The sequence below is a fragment of the Corallococcus sp. 4LFB genome (assembly GCF_046520365.1).
Taxonomy (GTDB): Bacteria; Myxococcota; Myxococcia; order Myxococcales; family Myxococcaceae; genus Corallococcus; species Corallococcus caeni.
The window spans coordinates 1-21,718 of the sequence record NZ_JBKGHJ010000022.1; the positions used below are offsets into that span (position 1 = coordinate 1).

Annotated in this window: 19 protein-coding genes and 2 pseudogenes; 10 read left to right on the plus strand and 11 right to left on the minus strand. The window is 71.3% G+C overall.

The features are described from left to right. Positions 1 to 1,027, minus strand: a pseudogene (locus tag ACLEQD_RS04405) (hypothetical protein); the annotation flags it as partial. Positions 1,028 to 1,117: 90 nt separating this feature from the next. On the opposite strand from ACLEQD_RS04405, the gene ACLEQD_RS04410 reads away from it, so the two are divergent. Beyond that, positions 1,118 to 1,375, plus strand: a complete 258-nt coding sequence (locus ACLEQD_RS04410; protein ID WP_410382053.1) for a hypothetical protein — start codon at positions 1,118 to 1,120, stop codon at positions 1,373 to 1,375. A gap of 278 nt (positions 1,376 to 1,653) precedes the next feature. Here the strand turns inward: ACLEQD_RS04410 and ACLEQD_RS04415 are convergent. Together ACLEQD_RS04415 and ACLEQD_RS04420 are read right to left on the minus strand one after the other, a co-directional pair. After that, a pseudogene (locus ACLEQD_RS04415) lies at positions 1,654 to 1,833 on the minus strand (FHA domain-containing protein); the annotation flags it as partial. A gap of 93 nt (positions 1,834 to 1,926) precedes the next feature. Beyond that, a complete protein-coding gene (locus ACLEQD_RS04420) occupies positions 1,927 to 2,334 on the minus strand; it encodes a hypothetical protein (protein WP_410382026.1) in 408 nt (135 codons plus the stop codon). Between the two features lie 233 nt (positions 2,335 to 2,567). Here ACLEQD_RS04420 and ACLEQD_RS04425 point away from each other — a divergent pair, with 233 nt between their 5' ends. Then, positions 2,568 to 4,907 carry an MtsA protein gene (locus ACLEQD_RS04425; protein WP_410382027.1) on the plus strand — a complete coding sequence of 780 codons (2,340 nt, stop codon included), beginning with the start codon at positions 2,568 to 2,570 and terminating at the stop codon, positions 4,905 to 4,907. A gap of 3 nt (positions 4,908 to 4,910) precedes the next feature. On the opposite strand, the gene ACLEQD_RS04430 is transcribed toward ACLEQD_RS04425, so the two are convergent. The 5 genes from ACLEQD_RS04430 to ACLEQD_RS04450 all read right to left on the minus strand — a co-directional run bounded on the left by ACLEQD_RS04430 (position 4,911) and on the right by ACLEQD_RS04450 (position 8,078). Further along, positions 4,911 to 5,870, minus strand: a complete 960-nt coding sequence (locus tag ACLEQD_RS04430; RefSeq protein WP_410382028.1) for a hypothetical protein — start codon at positions 5,868 to 5,870, stop codon at positions 4,911 to 4,913. Further along, positions 5,867 to 6,397, minus strand: a complete 531-nt coding sequence (locus tag ACLEQD_RS04435; protein WP_410382029.1) for a hypothetical protein — start codon at positions 6,395 to 6,397, stop codon at positions 5,867 to 5,869. The genes ACLEQD_RS04430 and ACLEQD_RS04435 overlap by 4 nt, the downstream gene beginning before the upstream one ends. Before the next feature lie 105 nt (positions 6,398 to 6,502). Next, positions 6,503 to 6,811, minus strand: coding sequence for a hypothetical protein (locus ACLEQD_RS04440; protein WP_410382030.1), 309 nt, complete (start codon positions 6,809 to 6,811; stop codon positions 6,503 to 6,505). Positions 6,812 to 7,538: 727 nt separating this feature from the next. Continuing rightward, on the minus strand, positions 7,539 to 7,727 hold the full coding sequence (locus tag ACLEQD_RS04445) for a hypothetical protein (RefSeq protein WP_410382031.1): 189 nt from the start codon (positions 7,725 to 7,727) through the stop codon (positions 7,539 to 7,541). A gap of 174 nt (positions 7,728 to 7,901) precedes the next feature. Beyond that, positions 7,902 to 8,078, minus strand: a complete 177-nt coding sequence (locus ACLEQD_RS04450; RefSeq protein WP_410382032.1) for a hypothetical protein — start codon at positions 8,076 to 8,078, stop codon at positions 7,902 to 7,904. 168 nt (positions 8,079 to 8,246) lie between these two features. Between ACLEQD_RS04450 and ACLEQD_RS04455 the strand changes: the two genes are divergently transcribed. The 5 genes from ACLEQD_RS04455 to ACLEQD_RS04475 all read left to right on the plus strand — a co-directional run bounded on the left by ACLEQD_RS04455 (position 8,247) and on the right by ACLEQD_RS04475 (position 16,312). Then, a complete protein-coding gene (locus tag ACLEQD_RS04455; protein WP_410382051.1) occupies positions 8,247 to 8,693 on the plus strand; it encodes a hypothetical protein in 447 nt (148 codons plus the stop codon). Between the two features lie 169 nt (positions 8,694 to 8,862). Beyond that, positions 8,863 to 10,188, plus strand: a complete 1,326-nt coding sequence (gene mtsC / locus ACLEQD_RS04460) for a cell-cell cohesion MYXO-CTERM protein MtsC (RefSeq protein WP_410382033.1) — start codon at positions 8,863 to 8,865, stop codon at positions 10,186 to 10,188. A gap of 33 nt (positions 10,189 to 10,221) precedes the next feature. Beyond that, a complete protein-coding gene (mtsD, locus tag ACLEQD_RS04465) occupies positions 10,222 to 12,204 on the plus strand; it encodes a cell-cell cohesion protein MtsD (protein WP_410382034.1) in 1,983 nt (660 codons plus the stop codon). Beyond that, on the plus strand, positions 12,201 to 13,991 hold the full coding sequence (locus ACLEQD_RS04470) for a VWA domain-containing protein (RefSeq protein ID WP_410382035.1): 1,791 nt from the start codon (positions 12,201 to 12,203) through the stop codon (positions 13,989 to 13,991). Before mtsD ends, ACLEQD_RS04470 begins: the two co-directional genes overlap by 4 nt. Positions 13,992 to 14,014: 23 nt before the next feature. Continuing rightward, positions 14,015 to 16,312, plus strand: a complete 2,298-nt coding sequence (locus ACLEQD_RS04475; RefSeq protein WP_410382036.1) for a hypothetical protein — start codon at positions 14,015 to 14,017, stop codon at positions 16,310 to 16,312. Between the two features lie 59 nt (positions 16,313 to 16,371). Here the strand turns inward: ACLEQD_RS04475 and ACLEQD_RS04480 are convergent, their stop codons facing one another. After that, the gene (locus ACLEQD_RS04480; RefSeq protein WP_410382037.1) at positions 16,372 to 16,806 is read right to left on the minus strand and encodes a hypothetical protein; all 435 of its coding nucleotides are present in this window, start codon (positions 16,804 to 16,806) and stop codon (positions 16,372 to 16,374) included. Between the two features lie 79 nt (positions 16,807 to 16,885). On the opposite strand from ACLEQD_RS04480, the gene ACLEQD_RS04485 reads away from it, so the two are divergent. Beyond that, the gene (locus tag ACLEQD_RS04485) at positions 16,886 to 17,335 is read left to right on the plus strand and encodes a hypothetical protein (RefSeq protein ID WP_410382038.1); all 450 of its coding nucleotides are present in this window, start codon (positions 16,886 to 16,888) and stop codon (positions 17,333 to 17,335) included. A gap of 27 nt (positions 17,336 to 17,362) precedes the next feature. Here the strand turns inward: ACLEQD_RS04485 and ACLEQD_RS04490 are convergent, their stop codons facing one another. Both ACLEQD_RS04490 and ACLEQD_RS04495 read right to left on the minus strand, forming a co-directional pair. Then, positions 17,363 to 19,015: a GMC family oxidoreductase gene (locus tag ACLEQD_RS04490; protein WP_410382039.1), complete on the minus strand. Its 1,653-nt coding sequence runs from the start codon at positions 19,013 to 19,015 to the stop codon at positions 17,363 to 17,365. Continuing rightward, a complete protein-coding gene (locus ACLEQD_RS04495; protein ID WP_410382040.1) occupies positions 19,012 to 19,665 on the minus strand; it encodes a gluconate 2-dehydrogenase subunit 3 family protein in 654 nt (217 codons plus the stop codon). Before ACLEQD_RS04495 ends, ACLEQD_RS04490 begins: the two co-directional genes overlap by 4 nt. Before the next feature lie 178 nt (positions 19,666 to 19,843). Between ACLEQD_RS04495 and ACLEQD_RS04500 the strand changes: the two genes are divergently transcribed. Then, a complete protein-coding gene (locus ACLEQD_RS04500) occupies positions 19,844 to 21,163 on the plus strand; it encodes a hypothetical protein (protein WP_410382041.1) in 1,320 nt (439 codons plus the stop codon). Next, on the plus strand, positions 21,160 to 21,708 hold the full coding sequence (locus ACLEQD_RS04505) for a hypothetical protein (RefSeq protein ID WP_410382042.1): 549 nt from the start codon (positions 21,160 to 21,162) through the stop codon (positions 21,706 to 21,708). The genes ACLEQD_RS04500 and ACLEQD_RS04505 overlap by 4 nt, the downstream gene beginning before the upstream one ends. Positions 21,709 to 21,718: the final 10 nt, after the last annotated feature.

The following is a 21,718-nucleotide window of genomic DNA, read 5'->3' on the forward strand; positions in this document are numbered from 1 at the left end:
CCTTGCCGCCGCCGCCCAGGCCGAAGGTGCCCAGGCCCGCGTTGGCGATGGGCGCCTTTCCGATGAGGCCCGCGAGCTTGTAGTTGGTCTGCTTGGCGTTCTTGCTGCCCGGGCCGCTGCCCAGCTTGTCCACGGCGGCCAGCAGGTCGTTGGCGGCGGGGCCCGCGGCGGACAGCTTCGCGAGCGCCTTGAGGGCCTTGCTCTCCGGCGCGGCGGCCACGGCCTTGGGGACCTGGACCTGCTTGACGGGCTTGGGCGGGGCCTTCTCCGCGACGACGGGCTTCTCCTTGACGGGCTCCTTCTTCTTGATCGCCTCGAGCTTCTTCTTGGCCTCTTCCTTCTTCTTGGGCTCCGGGGCGATGAGGCGCAGCGCGACGGGCGGCAGGTTCTTCTGGGTGAAGTCCGCGGTCGCGGGGCCCTGCGGCCGGGTGGCGATGAACCAGCCCAGGCCTCCGCCGAAGAGGGCGAGGAAGAAGAGGGTCAGCCAGGGCAGGCCCTTGAGCGGGTTGACGAAGACGCGCTCGGGGGCGGGCGCCGCGTAGGCGACGAGCGACATCTTGCCCTGGGTGAGGCGGGCGGCGGCGCCGTCGCGCAGGGTGACGAACCGGCGGCTGCCGTCGGACTCGAGCGCGGCGGTGGTGACGGGGGCGAAGCGGCCGTCGCCGTTGGCCTTCTCCACGTCGGTGCCGGGGGGCACGAAGAGGCGGTAGTTGCCGTTGACGGATTCAGCGAGCGTGAAGCCGTCGCCTTCCGGGAGGGAGAAGCCCCACAGCGGCATGGGGGCCAGCTCGTCCACGGCGGCCTTCACGGGCTTCTTCGCGTCCGGGGTGAAGCGGCGCGCGTCGCGGCGCACGGCGCCCCAGTACAGCTCCAGGTAGAGCTGGGCCGCGCCCTTGCCCGGGCCGATCTTCGGCGCGTGCGTGGGGCGGGTGGCCGGGGCCGCGCCGAGCACGAGGGGCCCGGAGGCGGGCGCTGCGTCCGTCTCCACGTCCGCGAGCAGGTCGTCCACGACGAGGAGGCTGGGCATGGCCTCCGACGGAGGACGGCGCCGCGTGGAGGGCATGGTGCCCGCGGGGACGGCGGGAGCCGGGACGCGCTTGGAGGCCGCGGGCTGAGCGTGCGCGGCCTGGGCACCGGGTTGAGCGTGGGGCTGCGCGTGGCCCGCCTGACCGTGCGTCGCCGGATGCTGACCGTGCGAGGCCTGGGGATGCGCTGCCTGTGCCGCGTGCGTGGCCTGTTGCGCATGAGCCGCTTGCGCGCCGTGGTGAGCCTGCGCGGCCTGCTGCGCCTGCTGCTGTGCAAGAGCTGCCTGCTGCGCCTGCTGCTGAGCGAATGCAGCCTGCTGCTGGGCGTGTGCGGCCTGCCACCGTGCTGAGGCGCGAAGCCATTTGCGGCCTGCCCACCGTGCTGAGGCGCGAAGCCATTCGCGGCCTGCGCGCCGTGCTGGGGCGCGAAGCCGTTCGCCGGATGCGCGGCCTGTTGGGGCGCGAAGCCGTTCACGGGGGGCGGAGCCCCAGCGCCTCCGAGGAGCGCGGCGACCTCGGGCGGCGGCTGCGGCTTGGTCTCGACGGGACGCTGGTTGAGGATCCGCGTCTTCAGGACGAACGGACCGCACAGCACCTCGTCCACCGAGCGGATCTCACACGCCGTGACCTGGTGCCCGTTGACGAAGACGCCGCTGGTGCCGCCGCCCGCGTCCTGGATCGCGGTGCGGCCGTTCTGGAAGTACAGCAACGCATGGCGCGGCGACACGGACGCGTCGTCCAGCCGCAGGTCCGACGACGCATCGGAGCCGAGCGCGTAGGTGCCGGGGACGAAGACCTCCGTCCCCACCAGGAGGCCGTCGCGGAGGATGACGACTTGCAGGACGCTGGGCTGGCCGCTCAACGGTGACGCTCCCTTCGAAGGGTGATGGGCGGTACGGCCCTACTGATCGTAGACGGTGGCGAGCGTCTCGGAGCGGAAGCTGTCCCGCTCGCGAAGCATCGATCGCGTCTTCAATTCCTTGCGGTCATACAGATACACGGCGCCGGACTTGTTCGTCTGGCCCTGGATGAGCCGGTCGTCGAAGTCGATGCGCGACGGCCCGCGCTGCGGAGGCGCGGACGACGCCGTGGCAGCGGCATCCCCCGTCACCGGATCCGTCACGGCCGTGCTCGACTTCGTCTCGATGCGCGGCGGCGCCTTGCTCGAGCCCTTCCTGGCCTTGGCCGCCTTCGCGGCTTTCGACCGGGATGCACGTGCACGCCCCTGGGCCCAGGCATCGTTCGCGGTGGAGAGGGGACCGAAGCCGAGCACGCTGGCGACGGCACAGAAGAAAAGGAAACGTCGCATCATCAACAGGTTAAGCGATGCGAGCCCCGACCTGTCAACGCACACTCCAGCCCCATGGCGTGACGTGTGACGATCAGGTGTGGGGGGCAGTCCACCTCACCTGGGGCGGGAGCTCCACGCCCTGTCCCGCTTCGTGCCGGGATGCTGGAAAGGTCGCGTGGGATTCCCTCTGCGCCGTGCCTCCCCGGCATGCGAGCAGACGTGGTGCGAAGTCATCGTGACACGGTGGGCGGATGGAGGATGCTCGCGCGTGGGAGGCTCGCACACGCGTGAAAGGTGACATTCGCAAGCTGGAGTGGATCGCGGTGGGGCTCGCTGGCGTGGCCATCCTGGGCCTCCTGGCCATCGTCGTGCTGCCCCGGGGAGCCCCCAGTCCGCGACCCGCGCCCCCGCCGCGGCCCATCCTCCGGGCCGTGGGCCCGAAGCTGACCAGCAACCAGACCTCGCAGCCGCTCTCGCTCTACGGCGAGAACCTGGTGCCGGGCCTGCGGCTGGTGCTGGGCGCGCCCCTGTCGCGCGAGGTGCCGCTCACGGTGGTGGACGCGCGCCACGCCTACGCGAGGCTCCCCGCGGACCTGCTGCTCCCCGCGGGCACGTTCCAGACGGACGTGCAGCTGTCGCTGGCCGCGAGCACCGACCCCAAGCCCACGGGCAGCGCGCGGCTGACGCTGGTCAACGACGCGGCCTTCCCGGACCTGACGGCGATGGCGCTGTCCCCGGACGGGCGCACGCTCTTCGTCGCGTCGCCGCCCACGGACACGGTGTTCGCGCTGGACGTGGAGTCCGGCCGCGTGGAGGCGATGGCGGTGGGGGACGGGCCGTCGGCGCTCGCGACGTGGAAGGACGCCGGCGGGCGCCCCTGGCTGGGCGTGGCCCACCAGTGGAGCGGGGGGCTCTGGCTGTACGCGCTGGACGCGCCGGAGCGGAAGGCCCGCGTCGTCCCCACGCCCCCGGGGGTGTGGGGTCTGGCGGTGGATGCCGCGCAGGGTGTGGCCTTCGTCGCCGAGCACGTCCACGACCAGGTGCACGCGCTCGCGCTGGAGGATGGCCGCGAGAAGTGGGCCCGGGAAGTGGATCCGAACCCGCGCGAGCTGGTGCTGTGGAACCAGTTGCTCATGGTGGGCAGCCTCCAGACCGGGCAGGTGGTGCTGCTCGACAACACGAACGGCCGGGAGCTGGCGCCGGTGGTGCCGGGGCCGGGCGTCCCCATCATCGGAGGGCCCACGGAGCCCTTCTCCGCGCAGGTGATGGGCGGCAAGGCGCCCCGGGGGATGGTCGTGAGCGACCGGCTGAAGCGCCTCTTCATGTCGAGCCTGGGGCCGAACGTGGGCCCCAACGCCCAGCGCATGGAGGTGAGCGCCAACAGCGGCGTCGCGGTGCTGAACCTGGACCGGAATGAGGTGGTGCGGCACCGGGGCTTCGGCGCGGGCGTGACGGAGGGGCTGGCGCTGGATGACCGCGCCGGGCTGCTCTACGCGGCGGACGTGGGCCTGGGGCAGGTGCGGGTGCTGGACGCGAAGGCGCTGGCGGCGAGCGACGCGGCGGCGCGCGAGGCGGTGCTCCAGACGCTGCCCGTGCCACCCCCGGACGGCACGCCCTTCATCCGCCCGGCGGAGGACCTGGGCACGAAGGGCCGGGCGGGGCTGGAGCTGCACTCCGGGCCCCGCTCCCTGGCGCTGTCCCCGGACGGGCGCACGCTCTACGTGCTCAACCGCTTCACGGGCACGGTGGCGGTGGTGGACGTGCGCGAGGCGCGGCAGGGCAGGGCGCGCGTGGTGCGGCAGTGGCCGGTGGCGGACCTGCGCCCGCGCGAGCAGCGCCGGCTGGGCCAGGTGCTCTACTTCACCGACGTGGGGCGCACGGGCATGAGCTGCGACGCGTGCCACATCGAGGGGCACACGGGCGGCGTCTTCTTCGAGAAGACGCGCCCCATGCGCATCTACCGCTCGACGACGGCGCTGGGCAGCCGGGACACGCCGCCCTACTTCACGCCCGCGAGCACGCGCAGCCTCGCGGAGACGGCGGAGACGGTGGGCGGGCGCAACCGCTACCACAACCCGGATCCGCTGCCCTCGGAGGTGGCGGCCCTGGCGCTCTACACGTCGCTCCTGTCCACCCCGCCCAACCCCTACCGGGGCGCGGACGGCGCGCCGCTGGAGACGGTGACGATGCCGGACGGGAAGACGGGGCACCCCGCGAAGGGCCTGGCGCTCTTCGAGGGCAAGGCGCGGTGCGCGGCCTGCCACCCCGCGCCCCTCTTCACCCTGGACCAGGACCCCGCCACCCGGGGTCAGTACCTGGACGTGGGCACGCCCATCGCGCTGGAGCTGCGGCCGGAGCAGCAGCAGTTGGTGAAGGGCGCGGCGCCGCCCTCGCTGGTGGGGACCTGGGACGTGTGGCCCCTGCTGACGAGCGCCACGATGGGCTACGCGGTGCAGGGGGACCGGCTGGTGGCGGCCGAGCGCTTCCCGCTGCGCATGCTGGTGGACTCCTCCGGGCCGGAGCACGGCGACGCGCGGGCGCTCACCCCCGAGGAGCGCGACGACCTGCTCGCCTACCTGCTCACGCTGTGAGCCCTAACGCGAAGGGCTGGAGTGGAACGGGAGCAGGACCATGGCCCGGGCCCGGGTGACGAGCGCCTCGGCGACCAGGGGCCAGCCGAACGCCGCGAACGTGAGCACGGTCATCATCCCGCTGAACAGCCACAGCCCCATCATCACCGCGATGCCCAGGTGCATGCCCACGGTCAGCGCCACCCAGAGCCCCCGCGTGCGCCGGGGCCAGACGCAGAACGCGTAGCCCACCTCCACCGCCAGCGTGCCCCACGTGGACAGCTTCACCACCCACGGCACCATCGCGAGCCACGCGAAGTCGAACTGGCCGTACTGGGGCTGCATCAGCACCTCCCAGAGCGCCGTCCCGTCCCGCCACACCGGCCCCAGGAGCTTCTCCAGCCCCGTGGCCAGGTAGATGAGACACAGGTGCACCTGCAACATGCGCAGCGACAGCGTCGCCAGGGCGGACGGCGCGCTGGACAGCCTCCCCGCCCTCACGTCCAGGGAGAACGCCGCGCCCACCGGCAGCACCGCGCAGTAGAACAGGCTGATGTGCGCGAAGGTCTCCACGCCGTAGGAGAAGAAGCTGATGCTGTTGAGCAGCACCGTGTGGATGACCCACGCCACCACCGCGGACAGCCGCGTGTGCAGGCCCAGCAGCAGGCCCAGCAGCGCCACGACGTAGACGAACGCCAGGGCCTGGATGCCGGCCGTCTGGGAGATGCCCAGCGGCGCCAGCGCGGCCACCACCGCGTCCACGCGGGGCACCGACGGGGACGCCAGCGCCTCGGAGACGCTCCAGGGCACCCAGCCCCGGTTGCCCAACAGCTCCGGCAGGCTCTCCGACAGGCTCCACGCCTGGATGAGCAGCAGCGCCGCGACGCCGATGCGGAGCACGCCCAGCGGCTGCGGAGAGGAGGGCGCGCTGACGAACGCCGCCAGCTTCGGCCCCACGGAGGACTTCCAGGACGGGGCGCTCATGGCGTCACCTCGCCGGTGGACACGGGCGGGGGCAGCCGGCGCTCGAACACCGCGCGGTAGGCCTCCGACCAGACGGGGCGCGAACCGCGCAGGTGCGCCTCCATGGAGGGCAGCTGGAGCGACTCCACGCGCACCGTGACGGCGCGCGCGTCCGGGTGCCGGCCGAACATCGCCGCCGCCCACGCGCGGGCCAGCGCGTCCCGGCTCTCCTGGAGGCCGAAGCGCAACATCATGGAATGGATGCGCACGTTCACCGCGCTGTTGTCGGACCGGAAGTCGTCGTGCAACTGCTCGCCGGACGCACCTTCCAGGTCGAAGGCCACCTTCACCGCCGGGCTCACCCCGGGGGCGAAGAAGCTGAAGCCACTGCTCGCGCCCGTCCAGTGCACGTAGCCCTGCGCCCAGGGCCTCACGGTGTCCGTGAGCTGCAGGAAGGGGATGTGGAACGCGCCACAGGCCACCAGCAGCAGGTGCACCGCGGCAAGGCCGGTCAACAACCCGTGCCTGGGAGTCAGGGTGTGTCGCATGGGGGCTCGCTCCAAAGACCGAGCGCCGGAGGTGGGACCTCCGGCGTCGGGTACGTCTTGAAGGAACAGCTACATCGCTTCAGGGGGTCGTGACGTCAGGCGGCTTCAGTTGCAGTTGCCGCTCGCGCCGCCGCCGAACACGTTGCCGATGATGCCCAGCAGGGTGCCCGTCGTGTTGCCCAGCAGGTTGCCGGCGACGTTGCCCAGGATGTTGCTCACGAAGCCGCAGCCGCCACCGGAGCCGCCAGAGCCGCCGGCCAGGGGGCCCGTCTTCGACACGAGCACGACCTCCTCCATCGCCACCGCCATGCGGGGGTCGTGGCTCTTCACGTCACCACCGTGCGCCATCGCGCCCGTCGCACCCAGCGCCAGCACGAACATCGCCACGGTCCCACCCAGCTTCATCTTCTTCATGGTCTTGCTCCTTGGGATTGGACAGCATGGGCAATGTCTTTCCCCTCCCTGGAATCGGTAGCATCCCGGTAAGACCAGGAATTTGTCGGAAGCTGGTTCCAGGCAGGATGTGGACATTCCAGCCTGGTTGGTGGCGACCTGTTCGCGGGGGCCGCGGAAAGTCGGGCCGGTGACGTGACTTCGCGCGGCGCGGCCACGCGGGTTGCTTGCGTTGGATGGGGGGGCTGGGGTCTACAATCCGACGGATGCGTTCCTCCCCCCGGGTCGCCTGGCTCCTTGTCCCAATGCTGTGGCTGTCGTGCACCGACGCGGGGCTCTATTCGATTGACGACCGCGCGGGCGGCACTCGCGACCGCGCCAACTTCGAGGGCGACCTCTGCGTCCCGGAGGCCACCGGCGACGCGTTCCCCGTGAAGGTCGTCTTCGCCCTCCAGGGGGGAACCGGCGTCGAGCCGGAGGTGGTGGGCTACGCGGTGGACGGGCTCACCACGCTCACCTCGCGCTTCACCGGCCCCCAGACGCGCTTCGGGCTGGTGGCCTTCCACTCGGTGGCCACGGGCCTCCAGGGGAGCTTCACGGACGCGGCCGCCTTCCAGGCCGTCCTGCCCCGCTACGCCAGCTACCAGCAGCAGGGGCCCATCAGCATCCGCTCCGCGCTGCGGCTGTCCAAGAGCCTCCTGTCCGGCGACATGCAGGCCTCCTGCAAGGGGGAGGTCGCGCGCTCGCGCTACGTCGTCGCGCCCGTCATCCGCAGCGCGGACGTGAGCTGTGACAACCCGGCCTTCAACATCGGCATCGACAGCCGGTGCGCCGCCCTGTCCCAGGCCGCGGGATGCAACGCGTCCCCGGAGGCCCAGGCCCAGTGCAACGCGTCGTGCAGCCAGTGCGAGCTGACCGCCGTGGTGGGAGAGCTCAAGGGGCTGGTGGAGGGGCTGGGCGCGGGCGACGTCAGCGTGCAGCCCGTCTACGTCCGCGGCGCCGTGCCGGACCCCGTCACCCGCCTGCAGGTGGCCGCCATCGCCAACGCGGGCGGCAGCGCGCCCGTGGAGACGGACTTCCCGGGCCTGCCCAACGCGCTCGCGCGGCTGGACTACGGCGCGCTCGACAACTCGCTCAAGTTGAAGCGCTTCCTCGCCTTCAACCGCAACGTCCAGGTGCGCAACGGCCAGATGCTCACCGACAGCGACGGCGACGGCGTGGGCGACGACGACGAGCGCGCCCTGGGCCTGGACCCCGCCGTCCCCGACACGGACCAGGACGGCCTCATGGACGGCGTTGAATTGCGCATGGGCCTGGACCCGCTCGCCGTGGACCTCATCAACGGCTGCAGCGTGGTGCAGGACACCGACGGCGACCGGCTCAACGACTGCGAGGAGCGCGTGCTCGGCAGCGACCCTGCGTGGGCGACACCGACGGCGACGGCCTGCCGGACCTCGTGGAGGCCCTGTCGCGGACCAACCCGCTCGTCCCCGAGGACCTGCTCGACAGCGACCGCGACGGCGTCACCAACGTGGCGGAGGTGGAGGCCCACGGCGACCCGCTCAGCGCCGACCTCGACTTCCACCGCGAGCGCGGCTACGGCTACTCCGTCGTCCCGCTGCCCCCCACGGCCACCAGCGACCGCGCCTGCTACCGCACCCGCGTGGAGAACGTCTCCCTGGTCCCCACCCTGGAGCGCCCCCACCCGTTCTTCCCCGGCGAGTTCATCCCCGCGGGCACCAACGAGGTCTACCTCTACCTCCAGGTGGGCCGGGACAATGATCCGCGCGGCGCCGGCGTGGGCTCGCTCTTCATCCAGGAGATCCAGTACGACCCGGACACGGGCCGCACCCCCGCGGGCATGATTTCCCTCACCTCCGACGACTTCATCGTGGGCACCTGAGGCGGCCCCCAGCGTGGGGTATCCCCCACAGTCTCAATGGGGTGTCCCCCCCACACCCATCCTGTAGCAGTCTCTTCCGAGCCCGCAACCCCTTGAAGTTCCTGACCCTGAAAGTCCTACAGCGCTGGGATCGGCTCTTGCTAGGGCAGGGGTTGTGAAAGGAGTCACCATGACTATCGGTCGCATTGCCCCCATGCTGGCGCTCGGAGCCTTCCTGGTGCTGAGCCCCCGCACCGTGCAGGCCCAGGAGCAGAACCCGGACAACCCGGAGTGCCTCGGAGACGAGTGCGGTCGCCCCAAGGAGGAGGGCGGCGGCTGTGGCTGTGGCTGCGGCTGCTCCGTCTGGGTGGCGTACACGGACGACGGCAAGACGCTGTCGTACACGGACGACGCGGACGGCGACGGCAAGGCGGACGACAAGGACAACTGCCCGTTCACGTCCAACCGCGACCAGACGGACGGCGACGGCGACCTGGCCGGCGACTCGTGCGACAACTGCGCGGCCGTCTCCAACGCCACGCAGCTGGACGGCGACGGCGACGGCATCGGCGACGCGTGCGACCCGGACGACGACAACGACGGCCACCTGGACGACGCGGACAACTGCCCCACCATCCCCAACGCCAACCAGGCGGACAGCGACAAGGACGGCATCGGCGACGTCTGTGACGACGACGACGACAACGACGGGAAGAAGGACGGCGAGGACAACTGCCCGCTCGTCGCGAACGAGGACCAGCAGCTGCCGGCGGACGTGAGCCTGTGCCGCGTGGACGCGGACGGCGACAACATCTCCGACAACCTGGACAACTGCCCCGGCCTGTCCAACCCGGACCAGAAGGACGCGGACGTGGACGGCATCGGCGACGCGTGCGACCCGGACCGGGACAACGACTCCGTGCTCAACGCCCAGGACAACTGCGCCCTGGTGGCCAACCGCGACCAGGCGGATGACGACGGCGACGGCCTGGGCGACGCGTGCGACACGCGCTACTGCGTGGTGCTCAACAAGGACCAGCCCAATGACTGCCTGGACCCGAAGGCGCCCTTCAGCGTGGGCACGGGCGGCACGCTGAGCGTGGAGAAGACGGGCATGGCGGTGCGCCCGCCCCTGTTCGCCAACCGCAACGGCGCGGCCATCGAGTACACCTGGACGGTGGTGAAGCGTCCCTCCGGCTCCACCGCGGTGGTGGAGAACCCCAAGGGCGCCGTCACCTACAGCCGCCACTGGGAGTACCAGTACGTGGACGGCAGCGTGCCCAACTTCCAGCCGGACAAGGAAGGTGAGTACGAGCTGCAGGTGTCCACGCGCCTGGCCTTCGCGGACCGCGTGTTCCCCGCGGAGCGCGCCTCCGTGTCCAGCCTCTTCGTTAAGGTGGGCCAGGACGACGACGGCGGCGGCAGCGGCTGCACCTCGCTGCCCGCGGGCGGCAGCGCCGCGGCCCTGGGCGCGGGCGTGCTCGGCCTGCTGCTGCGCCGCCGCAAGAAGGCGTAAGAAGTGTCATCCGTGCCAGGAGGTCCGCATCGCATGCGCCGTCAGCTCGTGGTTCCGTTTCTTGCGACCGGCCTCCTGGCCCTGGGTGTGCTGTCCTGTTCCGACACGCTCCTGGAGCCGCGCGCCCAGGAGCAGTCCCAGCTGGATGACCGGCTGACGCTCACCGGCCGGGTGTGCACGCGCCCGGCGAACCCCACCGGCTTCCCGGTGAAGGTGGTGCTCGTCGTGGACGAGTCCGGCAGCATGTGCGTGTCGGATCCGCCGGGCTCTCAGGAGGGCAGCGGCTTCTGCGAGCGCGCGGAGGTGCAGGCCATCATCCCGCCGGGCGTCACGGAGCCCGCGCGCGTGCGCGCCCTGAAGAACCTGGTGTCGGGCTTCAAGCGCATCAACGACGCGCGCCAGGGCAACATCAGCATCGCCATTGCCCCGTTCGAAACGAACGTGAAGAACACCTGGCCCCCTCCGGGAGGCGACCGCTTCCAGGCCCCGGGCAACATCAACGGCTACATCGAGGGGCTCCAGTCGCAGCTGGGCAAGGGCACGGACTACCAGGGCGCGCTCAGCTACGCGTACAGCCTCATCGCGAGCGACATCGAGGCGGTGTCCCAGGCCACGCCGGAGTTGCTGCCGCGCACGCGCTACGTCGTCGTGTTCCTCACGGACGGCACGCCGTACCCGCGCTGCTCCGCCAACGACGACCTGACCGTCTACGCGGGCCCGGACACGCCGGACCTCACCTGGCGCGACTCCATCTCCAGCTTCTGCAACGCCACCAGCACCACCGACGCCATCACCGGCTTCGAGGTGGGCACGGACCGCAACCAGAACTACCAGCTCTTCAGCTACGTGCGCCGGCTGATGGAGCTCAAGACGCAGTACAACGTGGGCGACGTGCGCATGCACACGGTGCTGCTCTTCAACGAGGAGGCCGTGCGCGCCTGCGGCCCCATCTGCCAGGACATCTACGGCACCTACCCGGGCGTCCCGGAGGCGCAGTACCCGGCCGCGGCGAAGAAGATCGCCTCCTTCCTGCTCAAGCGCTTCGCGGAGATGGGCAACGGCGTCTACCAGGAGTTCAGCGACACGGCGGAGATCTCCGAGCTGGGCCTGGGCGCGCTGGACTACTCCTCCTTCGCGTCGCCCAACGTGATGAAGACGCTGCTGGTGGAGCCCTTGAGCTCCGCGCCGGGGGATGAAGGCCGCGTGCTGGACAGCGACGGCGACGGCGTCCCGGACTCCCTGGACAACACCTTCACGCTCAAGACGACCCCCTTCACCATCGACAGCGACGGGGACTGCCTGAGCGACGGCTTCGAGTACCGGCGCCAGGACCAGGGCTTCAAGCCGGGCAACGACCTGGACGCGCGCGGCTGCGACCCCAAGTCCCCGCTGACGCCCGGCTGCACCTGCCGGGACACGGACGGGGACGGCCTGTCGCAGTTCGCGGAGAGCTACCTCAAGACGCGCCAGGGCATCGTGGACAGCGACGGCGACGGCGCGCCGGACGGGCTGGAGGCGAAGTACGGCCTGAACCCGCTCCAGTCCAGCGTGGCCGGCCTGGACACCGACGGCGACGGCGTGCCGGACGACGAGGAGCTGAAGGCCGGCAGCGACCCCACCCGGCGCGACCGGCTCTTCCACGACAGGTACGGCATCCAGTACGAGGTGACGAAGGTGGAGGACGGCAACGACACGAACGGCGTCTGCTACGACTTCACCGTGTCCAACCTCCAGCTGGTGACGCCGCCGGACCGCTCGGGCGTGAAGCAGGGCTACAACCTGTTCAAGGTGTGGTTCGCGGAGGCGCCGGAGAGCGGCGTGGCCACGGACTACGGCGTCTGGCGCACCGCGTGCGCGTGGGCGCAGTACGCGCCGCCCAGCGTGCGCGTGCCGCTGGGGCCGGACCTGGCCATGGACGACGGCGACTTCCGCCGGCCGGATCAACTGGTGGACCCCTGGAGGACCCAGGGCAATTGCGTCGGCGTGTCGCCTTCGCAGGGAGGCGCGTCGCCGTGAGCCGCGCGGGACGTCTTTGGGCCCTCACCCTGGTGGGGCTCGCGGTGGTGGTGGCCTGTACGGATTCGTACCTCTACGACCCGCGCCGCGACACGGAGGTGCCCGCGGACCGGGCCGTGGCGCTGGACGGGCGCTTCTGCACGCTGGGCGCCAATGAGGTCATCCGGCCCATCAAGATCATCGTCGCCATGGACGCCAGCCAGTCCATGCGCGTGAGCGACCCGGACGGCACGCGCGCCACGGCGCTGGTGGACCTCATCGAGAACCTCCCGCAGGACCCGGAGGTCTCCATCGCGGTGATGCTCTTCGCGGGCAGCACCACGGCGTTCCTCACGCAGGACCCGGGGCCGCCGGCGGAGGACGGCTTCGTGCAGGTGTCGCGGCTGGACGCCAACGCGAAGGCCATCCTCACGGAGAAGCTGCTCACGTTCCGCAACACGGACACGTCGCCGAACCGGGATTCGACGGACTTCGTCAAGCCGCTGTCGGACATCTACTCGCTCATCAACACGGACATCGCGCGGGCGCGGCAGCAGCCCAGCGGGAACGAGGCCCTGGCGCAGGCGCGCTACTCGGTCATCTTCCTGTCGGACGGCAAGCCCACGAACAACCAGGACGACGAGCTCATCCGCGGCGACGCGGTGGTGCGCATCCGGCAGCTGCGCGACCTGGTGGAGGACGTGCGCTTCAACACCGTGCACGTCTTCAACCCCACGCAGCCCGTGCCCTCCGTGTGCGACCTGGTGTCGGAGGACGGCGGCTTCGGCGACGGCGGCTGCCCGCTGCTCATCATCAACCAGAACGCGGACCGCCTGGAGAAGATGGCCACGCTGGGCGGCGGCAACTTCCGCGACTTCCGCAACAACGAGCCCATCAACTTCCTCAACTTCCAGTTCGGCCAGGTGCGCCGCGCCTTCGTCGTGAAGGAGTTCGTGGCCTCCAACTTCTCCGCGCCCGCAGGCAGCCCGCTGGACGAGGCGGACACCGACGGCGACGGCCTCACCGACGCGCGCGAGTACGAGCTGGGCACGAACCCGAACCTGCGCGACACCGACACCGACGGCTTCAGCGACGGCGTGGAGGTGTACTTCCGCGACCGCGGCGTGCAGTTCGACCCCACCCAGGAAGTGCAGCCGGACGGCGGCGGCCTGGACAAGGGCTGCCCGCCCGCGCTGCGCGGCGTGGACACGGACTGCGACGGCCTGCTGGACTGCGACGAGCAGTTCATCGGCACCAACGCCACGCTCCAGGACAGCGACGGCGACGGCGTGCCGGACGGCATGGAGTGGCGGGGCGGCACCCAGGGCTCCAGCCGCGACCTGGACGAGGACCCGGACACCGACGGGCTCACCAACCGCAGCGAGGCGCGCATGCACATGCGGCCCCTCCAGGTGGACACCGCCAACCTGGCCTCGGACGCGTACCGCTACAGCCTGGAGGCGGACGGCCCGGTGGATGACCAGGGCCGCCAGTGCTACCGCTTCCGCGTGGACAACGTGCTGCTCGCGCCCACCGTCGCGATGATCGCCGACGGCGGCGTGGACGGGGGCGTGGACGCCGGCACCGTGCAGCGCGGCGCGGGCTACAACGACATCTACCTGTCCGTGGCCATGCTGCCCGCGGATGACCCGACCGCGCGCACGCTGGTGCGCACCTTCCGCGTGGACTCCGTGCGCTACCCGGTGGGCGGCATCAAGTCGCCGCCGGATGGCGTCGTCCGCGTGAACCCCGAGGACTTCGTGGACGGCTGCCCCGGCGTCGCCCCGACCCTCTCGCCCGTCCCCTGATTCCGCAGCCCCCCGAGTCCCCCATGCGCCTTCGCACCCGACTGCTCCCGCTCGCGCTCCTCCTGCTGGCCGCCTGTTCCTCCGAAGGGGACGACACGCCGGATGGCGGCACGGGCGTGGTGGAGGACCTCTGCAACAGCCGCGACGAGGCCCTGACGAACCCGGACTGCGAGCTGAAGCCCGGCGTGGCCGTGGAGCGCTTCCTGGCGCTCACCGGCGACGTGAAGGCCGGTGACGAGGACTGGTACAGCGTCCGCATCCCGGCGTCCGCCAACGCGCGCACGCTGGTGCACGTCACCGGCACGTACCTGGCGTCCAGCACGCCGGTGAACCTGTCCGTGACGGTGCAGGAGAAGGACAAGAGCACCGCGCTGGTGGCGAAGTCGGATCAGCACGGCTCGGGGGCCCCGAAGCCGGTGGACATCGTGCTGCCGTACGGCACGCCGGACACGCAGCTGGTCATCGTGGTGCGCGACGCGCCCACGAACCCCGCGCGCCCCGCCTTCGACGCCCGCAACCCGTACCGGCTCACGGTGGAGCTCCAGGAGAACCCGGACACGAACGAGCCCAACGACGTCACGCCCACGCCCATCGCGCTGGCGGCGCAGGGCGCCATGCAGGTGGGCACCGCGGAGGGCTACCTGGCCACGGACGACGACGTGGACCGCTTCAGCTTCCCGCTGACGGCGGGGAAGATTCTCTACGTGCGCGTCAGCGCGCCGGACCAGGGCTTCGCGCCCAACTACCGGCTGTCCTATGAGCTGTTGCGCCCCAACAGCACCGACAAGGAGTCGGAGGGCAACGTGCTGCCCAAGGTGCACCCGGGCGTGCTGGCCACCGCGCGCAAGGTGAAGCTGGCGGGCACCTGGGTGCTGGTGGTGAAGGGCTACCGGGGCAACAACGAGCCCGTGCCCGCGGGCGACCTGCGCCAGCCCTACGAGGTGGAGGTGCGCGTGGTGGACGAGGCGGACCCGCGCGACCAGTCCGGGGACAACGACGCCTACGCCCGCGCGTACTCGAACAACCTGGGGGCGCCGGGCGCGTCCACGACCTTCGAAGGCCGGCTGGGCTACGTGTCCGACCGCGACTGGTTCGCGGTGAAGCTGTCCTCGTCCACGACGCCCGGCGTGCTGCGCTACAAGCTGGTGGAGGTGCCCACCACCCCCCGCTTCGACCCGCTGCCCCTGCCGCTGGGCCAGATGGCGGACCGGCAGGTGCTGGTGTTCACCACGGCCAGCACGTCCATCACCGCGGAGCAGCGCGCCAGCTGCACCAACGACCCGGCGGTGTGTCCGCGCGACACGCGCGAGCACCCCGACGCGCCGGGGCTGGTGCAGGCCTACTGCAACAACCCGGAGGCCGTGCTGTGCCTCCAGTCCCTGCGCGAGGAGAGCGACCCCGCGCGCTTCCCCGGCCTGAGCAACTTCCAGGGCGTGCTGCCGGTGCCCGCGCACGGCACGGAGGTGACGTACCACTTCGTGGTGCAGGACGACGGCAACAACTGGGCGGATGACCGCGACTACCGGCTGGAGGTGTCCTGGGAGGCGCTGGACGCGGAGGAGGTCGCCGCCTACAGCGGGGGCGTGGAGCAGCCGCGCGCGAAGACGCTCGGCGACGTGGGCACGGGCGACCTGCCGGTGGGCAACGCCACCTTCGAGGCGAAGGGCCAGCTGACGTACGGCCACGGCCGCCTGCGCGGCAACGACCGCGCCACGGGCCTGGGCGTGCGAGGCCCCCAGGACTACGACGCGGTGCCCTCCGACACGGACACCTTCCAGTACCAGCTCCCCGCCCGGACCGCCCCGGAGGACGCGGCGTGGCTGGTGCAGTGGGACGTGGACAACCTGCCCGACGGCGGCACCCCGCATGGGCTGGCGCTGGACCTGACCTTCTGCGACGGCAACAACACGGACGGCGGCGCCGGCACGTGCACGCCGGTGAGGACCACCAGCACGGGCGGCGCGCTGACGCTGGCCTACAGCTCGACCTCCATGCGCGCGTGGCACACCTCCGCGAGCGCGCCGCTCAGCAGCTACCAGGCGCTGTACCAGCTGGAGAAGACGGCCAGCACCACGCGCGTCACGGTGGCGCCCTACGCGTGCTCCTGCCTGGAGCGGCGCTTCATCAAGGGCGGCACGCTCAAGGTGGCGGTGAGCGCCACCGAGCGCACGGACTACAAGCCCGTGGGCTACACGCTGCGCACCGGCTACGGCGACTACCCGCGCGGCTACACGGCGGCGGATGGCGGCTCGCCCACGTCGTGCCCGGCGCCCACGCAGGACGGTGGCACGTGGGTGGGCGGTTGCCAGTTCACCCGCTAGCAACGCCGGACGGGCGGCGGGGCCTCGGGCCTCCGCCGCCTCCGGGGGCGCCGCTCCGACTACGGCGCGATGCCCTTGCCCTTGAGCGCCAGCTCCCGCGTGTCCCCGTTGGCGGCGTTGGACTTGAGGGTGAGCGTGCCGGTGAACTCCTTGGCGGCGTTGGGCTTGAAGGCGACCTCGATGAAGGTGCGCTGGTAGGTCTCCAGCTTCAGGGGCCCGTTCTCCGGCCAGTCCTCCGGCTTCTTCATGGTGAAGACGCTGGGGCCGGAGAGGGAGGCCTCGTTGAGCTCCAGCGTCTGGAGGCCGCGGTTCTCGATGTAGAGCGTGTTGAAGGTCGTCGCCCCCACGTAGGTCCCCGCGGAGAACTCCGTGTCGAAGCTCAGCTCCGTGCGGTCGATGATGAGCTGCGGCGTGTTGGGCAGCTCCTCGGTTTCGCCTCCGCAGCCCGCCAGGGCGATGATGGTGAGAGGCAGCCACAGGTTGCGCAGGCGCATGGACATCCACTCCTCGGTGAGGTTCAGAAGAATGTCTGGTGTTGTAACACGGAATGTCTCGCGACTGGCGGGCGCGGTGATGGGATTGATGCTCGTCGCATGCGGCGGCTCGCGGGAGGACTTCATCGGCGCGCGCGTGCTGGATGTCTGCAAGGCGTCCTGGCCCGTGTGCAGTGAGTACGCGGGCTGCATCCTCGGGCCGGAGAGCTACTCCGAGGGGCGCTTCCCCGGCCGCGGGCAGGTGCTGGTGCGCGTGCCGGAGGCCTCCACCATCAAGGTGAGCTTCTACCTGGAGGAGGTGACGGCCGCGGGCGAGGAGACGGCCATCACCGTGCACGAGGAGGGCTGCCGCGCGCGGCAGCGCAAGGCCTCCACGGGCCGCGCGGCGCTGGACCAGATGGAGAAGTTCGGCGTCTTCACGCAGCAGGCGGACGTCACCGGCGTGGGGGACCACCTGGTGGAGTTCGACTCCGACATGCAGGCGCGCTACGTGGTGAAGGTGGACGTGACGCCGCTGCGCATCCAGTAGCGCGGCGCGCGGCGGCGTGCGCGGCCTTCAGCCCTTGAGCGTGCGCACCAGGTGCGCCGCCACGCGGAAGCTGTTGGCCGCGATGGTGAGCGTGGAGGGCACGCTGCCGCCCGAGGGCATGAAGCTGCCGTCCACGACGTAGAGGTTGGGCACCTCGTGCGCGCGGCAGTGCTTGTCCAGCACGGAGGCCGCCGGGTCGTCGCCGAAGCGGCAGGTGCCGTGCTGGAGGATGGTGGTTTCGCCCTGCGTGCCCACGCGCTCCACGCGGTCCGGGTCCAGGCGCAGCAGCACTTCTTCCCCGCGCTCGACGAGGAAGCGCGTGGCGGCGAAGTCCGCCGGGTGCCGGTCCAGGGTGATGGCGGCCACGGGGATGCCGTACTTGTCCTTCACGCCGGGCTCCACCGTGACGGAGGTGCCGGGCGTGGGGAGGAACTCCGCGTAGACCTCGAACTCGAGGATGCGCGAGTCGCGGTACGCGCGCATGCGGTCCTTCAGCGCCTTGCCGAACACGCCGGACTTGCCCGTGCCCGCCAGGCCCACCGCCGCGTAGATGGGATTGGGGTGCGCCCACATGAAGCCCAGCGTGCCGCCCTTGCGGAAGCCGTGGCGCGCGTCCGGCATCAGGTAGAAGTCCTGGAGGCTGCGGTTCACGAAGGGCGCGGGGTCCGTGAGCCACGGCCGCGCGGCCTTCTGCTTCGAAACACGGAAGTGCGCCCGCGAGCCGCCGAAGGAGCTGAACAGGAGGTTCCTGCCCACGAGCCCGCTGCCGTTGGCGAGCCCGTTGGGGAAGCGGGCGGAGGTGGAGTTGAGCAGCAGGCGCGCGCTCTCCACGGCGGTGGCGGAGGCGATGATGACCTTCGCGGGCTGCTCCTGCGCGACGCCCTCCGGGTCCAGGTACACCACGCTCTTCGCGCGGCCCTGCCGGTCCACTTCGATGGAGCGCGCCATGCAGCCCGGGCGCACCTCCACGTTGCCGGTGGCGATGGCGTTGGGGATGAGGCTCGCGAGCGTGCTGCTCTTGGCGCCCGTCTCGCAGCCGTAGCTGCCGCACAGCGCGCAGTACGCGCACGGAGCGCGGCCCTTGTAGGCCTTGCTGAGGATGCCGCGCGCGGTGGGCAGCGCGTGCCAGCCCATGGCCGAGCACACCTTGTCGATTTCAGAGGCGACCGGGTGCACGTCCAGGGGCGGCAGCGGGTAGGGGCCGCTGCGGGGCTCCGCGAAGGGGTGGGGGACGGCCTGGCCGGACACGCCCAACTCCGCCTCCGCCTTGTCGTAGAAGGGGGCCAGCTCCTCGTAGGAGATGGGCCAGTCCGCCACGGTGGTGCCGGGCACGGCGCCCAGCGTGGAGCGCAGGCGGAAGTCCACCGGCTTGAGGCGGTAGAAGAAGCCGCTCATGTGCACGGTGCCGCCGCCCACGCAGTTGGCGGTCCACGCGGCGTTGCTGCGCTCGTAGCGGGCCTTGGGCCCCTGGCGCACCAGGTGCGGCTCCTCCCACGGCAGCGGCATGAAGAAGTTGCGGCGGCTGTTGAGGATCTCGTCGTGGACGAAGTCCCTGGGCTGGTAGTGGCGGCCCTTCTCCAGCACCACGACCTTGAAGCCCGCGCGGCCCAGCTCCAGCGCGAGCGGCGCTCCGCCCGCGCCGCTGCCCACGATGCACACGTCCACGGAAGGCAGGCTCACGGGTGGTGACCTCCGCACTCGCGCAGGCACCTGGGCCCGTCGTAGCCCTCGGGCGGCGCCATGGCTAGGGTGCCCACGGTGTCGAAGCCCATCAGCCGCCAGCCCACGCGCCCCTTGTTGCCGCCGTAGGACGGGTCGCCCAGGAAGCCCTCCAGGCTGAGCGTCATCAACAGCTCGAAGAAGTGGGCCTCGCCGCTGCCGGCCGGGCTGTCCTTGAAGATGGCGAGCAGCTCGTCCTGCTGGGCGGGCGTGGCCTGGGCGAAGCCCTTCTGGAACATGCGCTGCGCGCGGCGCTCCAGCGCGGCCAGGCCCTGGAGGAAGTCGCGGTGCATGGCCTGGAGCCCCTGCGTCTCCAGGATGCGGTCGATGTAGAGCGCCACGTCCGCGTCCTGGGCGCCGGGGTCCTCGTCGCGAGGCAGGAGCCGCTCCGTGGCCGCGGCGACGACGGCGTACTCGAAGGCGGAGAAGGTGCGCAGGGCCTGCCCGGCGGCGGTGGTGCCGGTGGGCTCCGCGGGCTTGGGCGCTTCCGCTTCCTTCGAACGTTTACACGCGGCGGCGCCCAGCAGCACGACGCCGCCGCCGAAGAAGGTGAGCCGCTGGATGAAGGTGCGCCGGGACAGCTTCGGGGGGAGCGAACGCGCGCGAGCCATGCGTGACAGCCTAACCCAGGTGCGCGTGCTTGACGGCACGGAGGTTGGCGCCGGGGTCGGTTGGCCGCCCACCGCGCGCGTGATGCGATGTCACACCGCGAGGCGTGACGGACAACGCGCGCGGCTGGCGTAGGATGGCGCGCACAACTGGGCCGACTGAACCAAGGAGAAGAACCGCATGAAACGGCACGCGTGGCTACTGGGAGCGGCGCTCGCGCTGGGATGTGGCGGCGGCAAGCCGGCCAACCCGGACGCGGGCACGAATCCGCAGAACGATGGCGGAACGACGGACACGCCCTTCGTGCGGCTGACGGTGGACACGGAGCCGAGCGAGCAGCTCGCCATCTCCAACATCGCGATGGCGGTGGCTCCGGACGACCGCATCGGCATCGCGTACTTCGTGAAGGTGAACGACAAGGACTCCGAGCTTCGCTACCGCGAGGTGAAGGACGGCCAGGTGCAGGCGACGGCGGAGAAGATCGCCACCGTGCAGCGCGTCTATGGCGTGTCGCTGGCGTTCAGCCCCACGGGGCAGCCCGCGGTGAGCTACCTGGGCGGCGGGAGTGATGAGTCCGTCTTCTGGCTCCAGAGCGACCTGGCGGTGTCCTACCGCGACGCGAGCGGCACCTGGACGGAGCGCGTCGCCGTCACCATGGGCGACGAGGCCGTGGCGGGCAATGCGGTGAGCGACACGGGCTACCTCGTGGGGCTCAATCCCTCCATCGTCTTCAGCGGCAGCCAGGCGCTGGTCGTCTACCGCGACGGGCACAACGGGCAGTTCCCGCAGCAGGACTGGGCGGGCAGCGACGTGGAGCTGGCCAGCGGCGGGCCCACGGCGTGGCAGCACCGGGTGGTGGCGTCGGGCGGCGACCAGAAGGGCGCGTACGGCGGGCACCTCCAGATGCTGATGGCGGACGGCCAGCCGGCGCTGGTGTTCGACCAGGCCTTCGGGGCCGCGGACGCGCCGGGGCAGAACGTGTACTTCCAGCGCCGCAACCCGGACGGCACCACGTGGACGCCGCCGGTGCAGGTGCAGGCGGTGGGCAACACGATGCTGGGCGCGTCGATGGCGTATGACCCCACCGTCGGCTTCGGCATCGCGGCGGTGGACCGCTTCGCCAGCCGGCTCACGCTCATCACCTGCGATGGCAAGACGGGGACGAAGTGCGCGGCGGCGCAGGACTGGACGACGCCGGACCCCGTGTACCAGACGGGCTCCGGCGGCTGGTACCCGTCGCTCGCGTTCGACCCGAAGACGCACGACCCGTCCATCGCGTTCCACATCTGCTCGCTGGAGTCCGGGCGCAACGAGGGCAGCTGCTCGCCGTCGGACGACGCGCTCGTCATCGCCACTCGCGTGGAGGACCAGTGGCGCGAGGTGACGGTGGACACGGCGGGCGGCTGGTCGCCGAAGCTGGCGTTCCTCTCCACGGGACAGCGCGTGGTGCTCTACCGCGCGAGCGGCACGCAGGCCCTGACGCTGGCGGTGGAGCGGTGAGCCTCGCGGGACGCGCCGTGGCGGCGCTGGGGCTCGCGGGCCTGCTGGGCGCGGGCGCCGTCGCATGCCGCGGAGACAACGAGCTGTCCGGCAGCGTGTCGGAGCTGTTCCCCGTCACGGACGTGTCGCGCGTGGAGATCCGCCGCAACCCGGAGGCGCTCCAGGTGAGCTACTTCCGCAACAACGGCCTGGACGTGGACCTGGTCGCGCGGCTCACCGTGGACACCGAAGGCGTGGACCTGAAGCCGGGCACGAAGGTGCAGCTGGGTGGCACCACGCCGTCCGGCCGCGACCGCGCGTCGGTGGTGCACGTGGCCGCGGGCGAGCCCGCGCGCGCCTTCACCCAGGTGGAGCGGGGCGACCTGGTGCTGGACGAAGGCGGCAACGTGGGAGAAGCCACGCGCGGTGACTTCTCCCTGTCGTTCAAGAAGGGCGACGGCTACGGCGCGGGGCGCAGCATGGAGGGGACGTTCAACTCCCTGGCGCTCGACGCGGGCTTCGGTCCGGACCTGGGCGACGTGGTGGTCGACGAGCCCGTGCCCTGATTCACTTCAG

Coding starts and splice junctions, on each gene's coding strand:
- ACLEQD_RS04485 (WP_410382038.1), top strand. CDS start 16,886: ATGGGATTGATGCTCGTCGCATGCGGCGGCTCGCGGGAGGACTTCATC.
- ACLEQD_RS04440 (WP_410382030.1), bottom strand. CDS start 6,811: ATGAAGAAGATGAAGCTGGGTGGGACCGTGGCGATGTTCGTGCTGGCG.
- mtsC (WP_410382033.1), top strand. CDS start 8,863: ATGACTATCGGTCGCATTGCCCCCATGCTGGCGCTCGGAGCCTTCCTG.
- ACLEQD_RS04495 (WP_410382040.1), bottom strand. CDS start 19,665: ATGGCTCGCGCGCGTTCGCTCCCCCCGAAGCTGTCCCGGCGCACCTTC.
- ACLEQD_RS04435 (WP_410382029.1), bottom strand. CDS start 6,397: ATGCGACACACCCTGACTCCCAGGCACGGGTTGTTGACCGGCCTTGCC.
- mtsD (WP_410382034.1), top strand. CDS start 10,222: ATGCGCCGTCAGCTCGTGGTTCCGTTTCTTGCGACCGGCCTCCTGGCC.
- ACLEQD_RS04480 (WP_410382037.1), bottom strand. CDS start 16,806: ATGCGCCTGCGCAACCTGTGGCTGCCTCTCACCATCATCGCCCTGGCG.
- ACLEQD_RS04420 (WP_410382026.1), bottom strand. CDS start 2,334: ATGCGACGTTTCCTTTTCTTCTGTGCCGTCGCCAGCGTGCTCGGCTTC.
- ACLEQD_RS04430 (WP_410382028.1), bottom strand. CDS start 5,870: ATGAGCGCCCCGTCCTGGAAGTCCTCCGTGGGGCCGAAGCTGGCGGCG.
- ACLEQD_RS04425 (WP_410382027.1), top strand. CDS start 2,568: ATGGAGGATGCTCGCGCGTGGGAGGCTCGCACACGCGTGAAAGGTGAC.
- ACLEQD_RS04475 (WP_410382036.1), top strand. CDS start 14,015: ATGCGCCTTCGCACCCGACTGCTCCCGCTCGCGCTCCTCCTGCTGGCC.
- ACLEQD_RS04500 (WP_410382041.1), top strand. CDS start 19,844: ATGAAACGGCACGCGTGGCTACTGGGAGCGGCGCTCGCGCTGGGATGT.
- ACLEQD_RS04450 (WP_410382032.1), bottom strand. CDS start 8,078: ATGAGGCCGTCCTGGTCCGTGTCGGGGACGGCGGGGTCCAGGCCCAGG.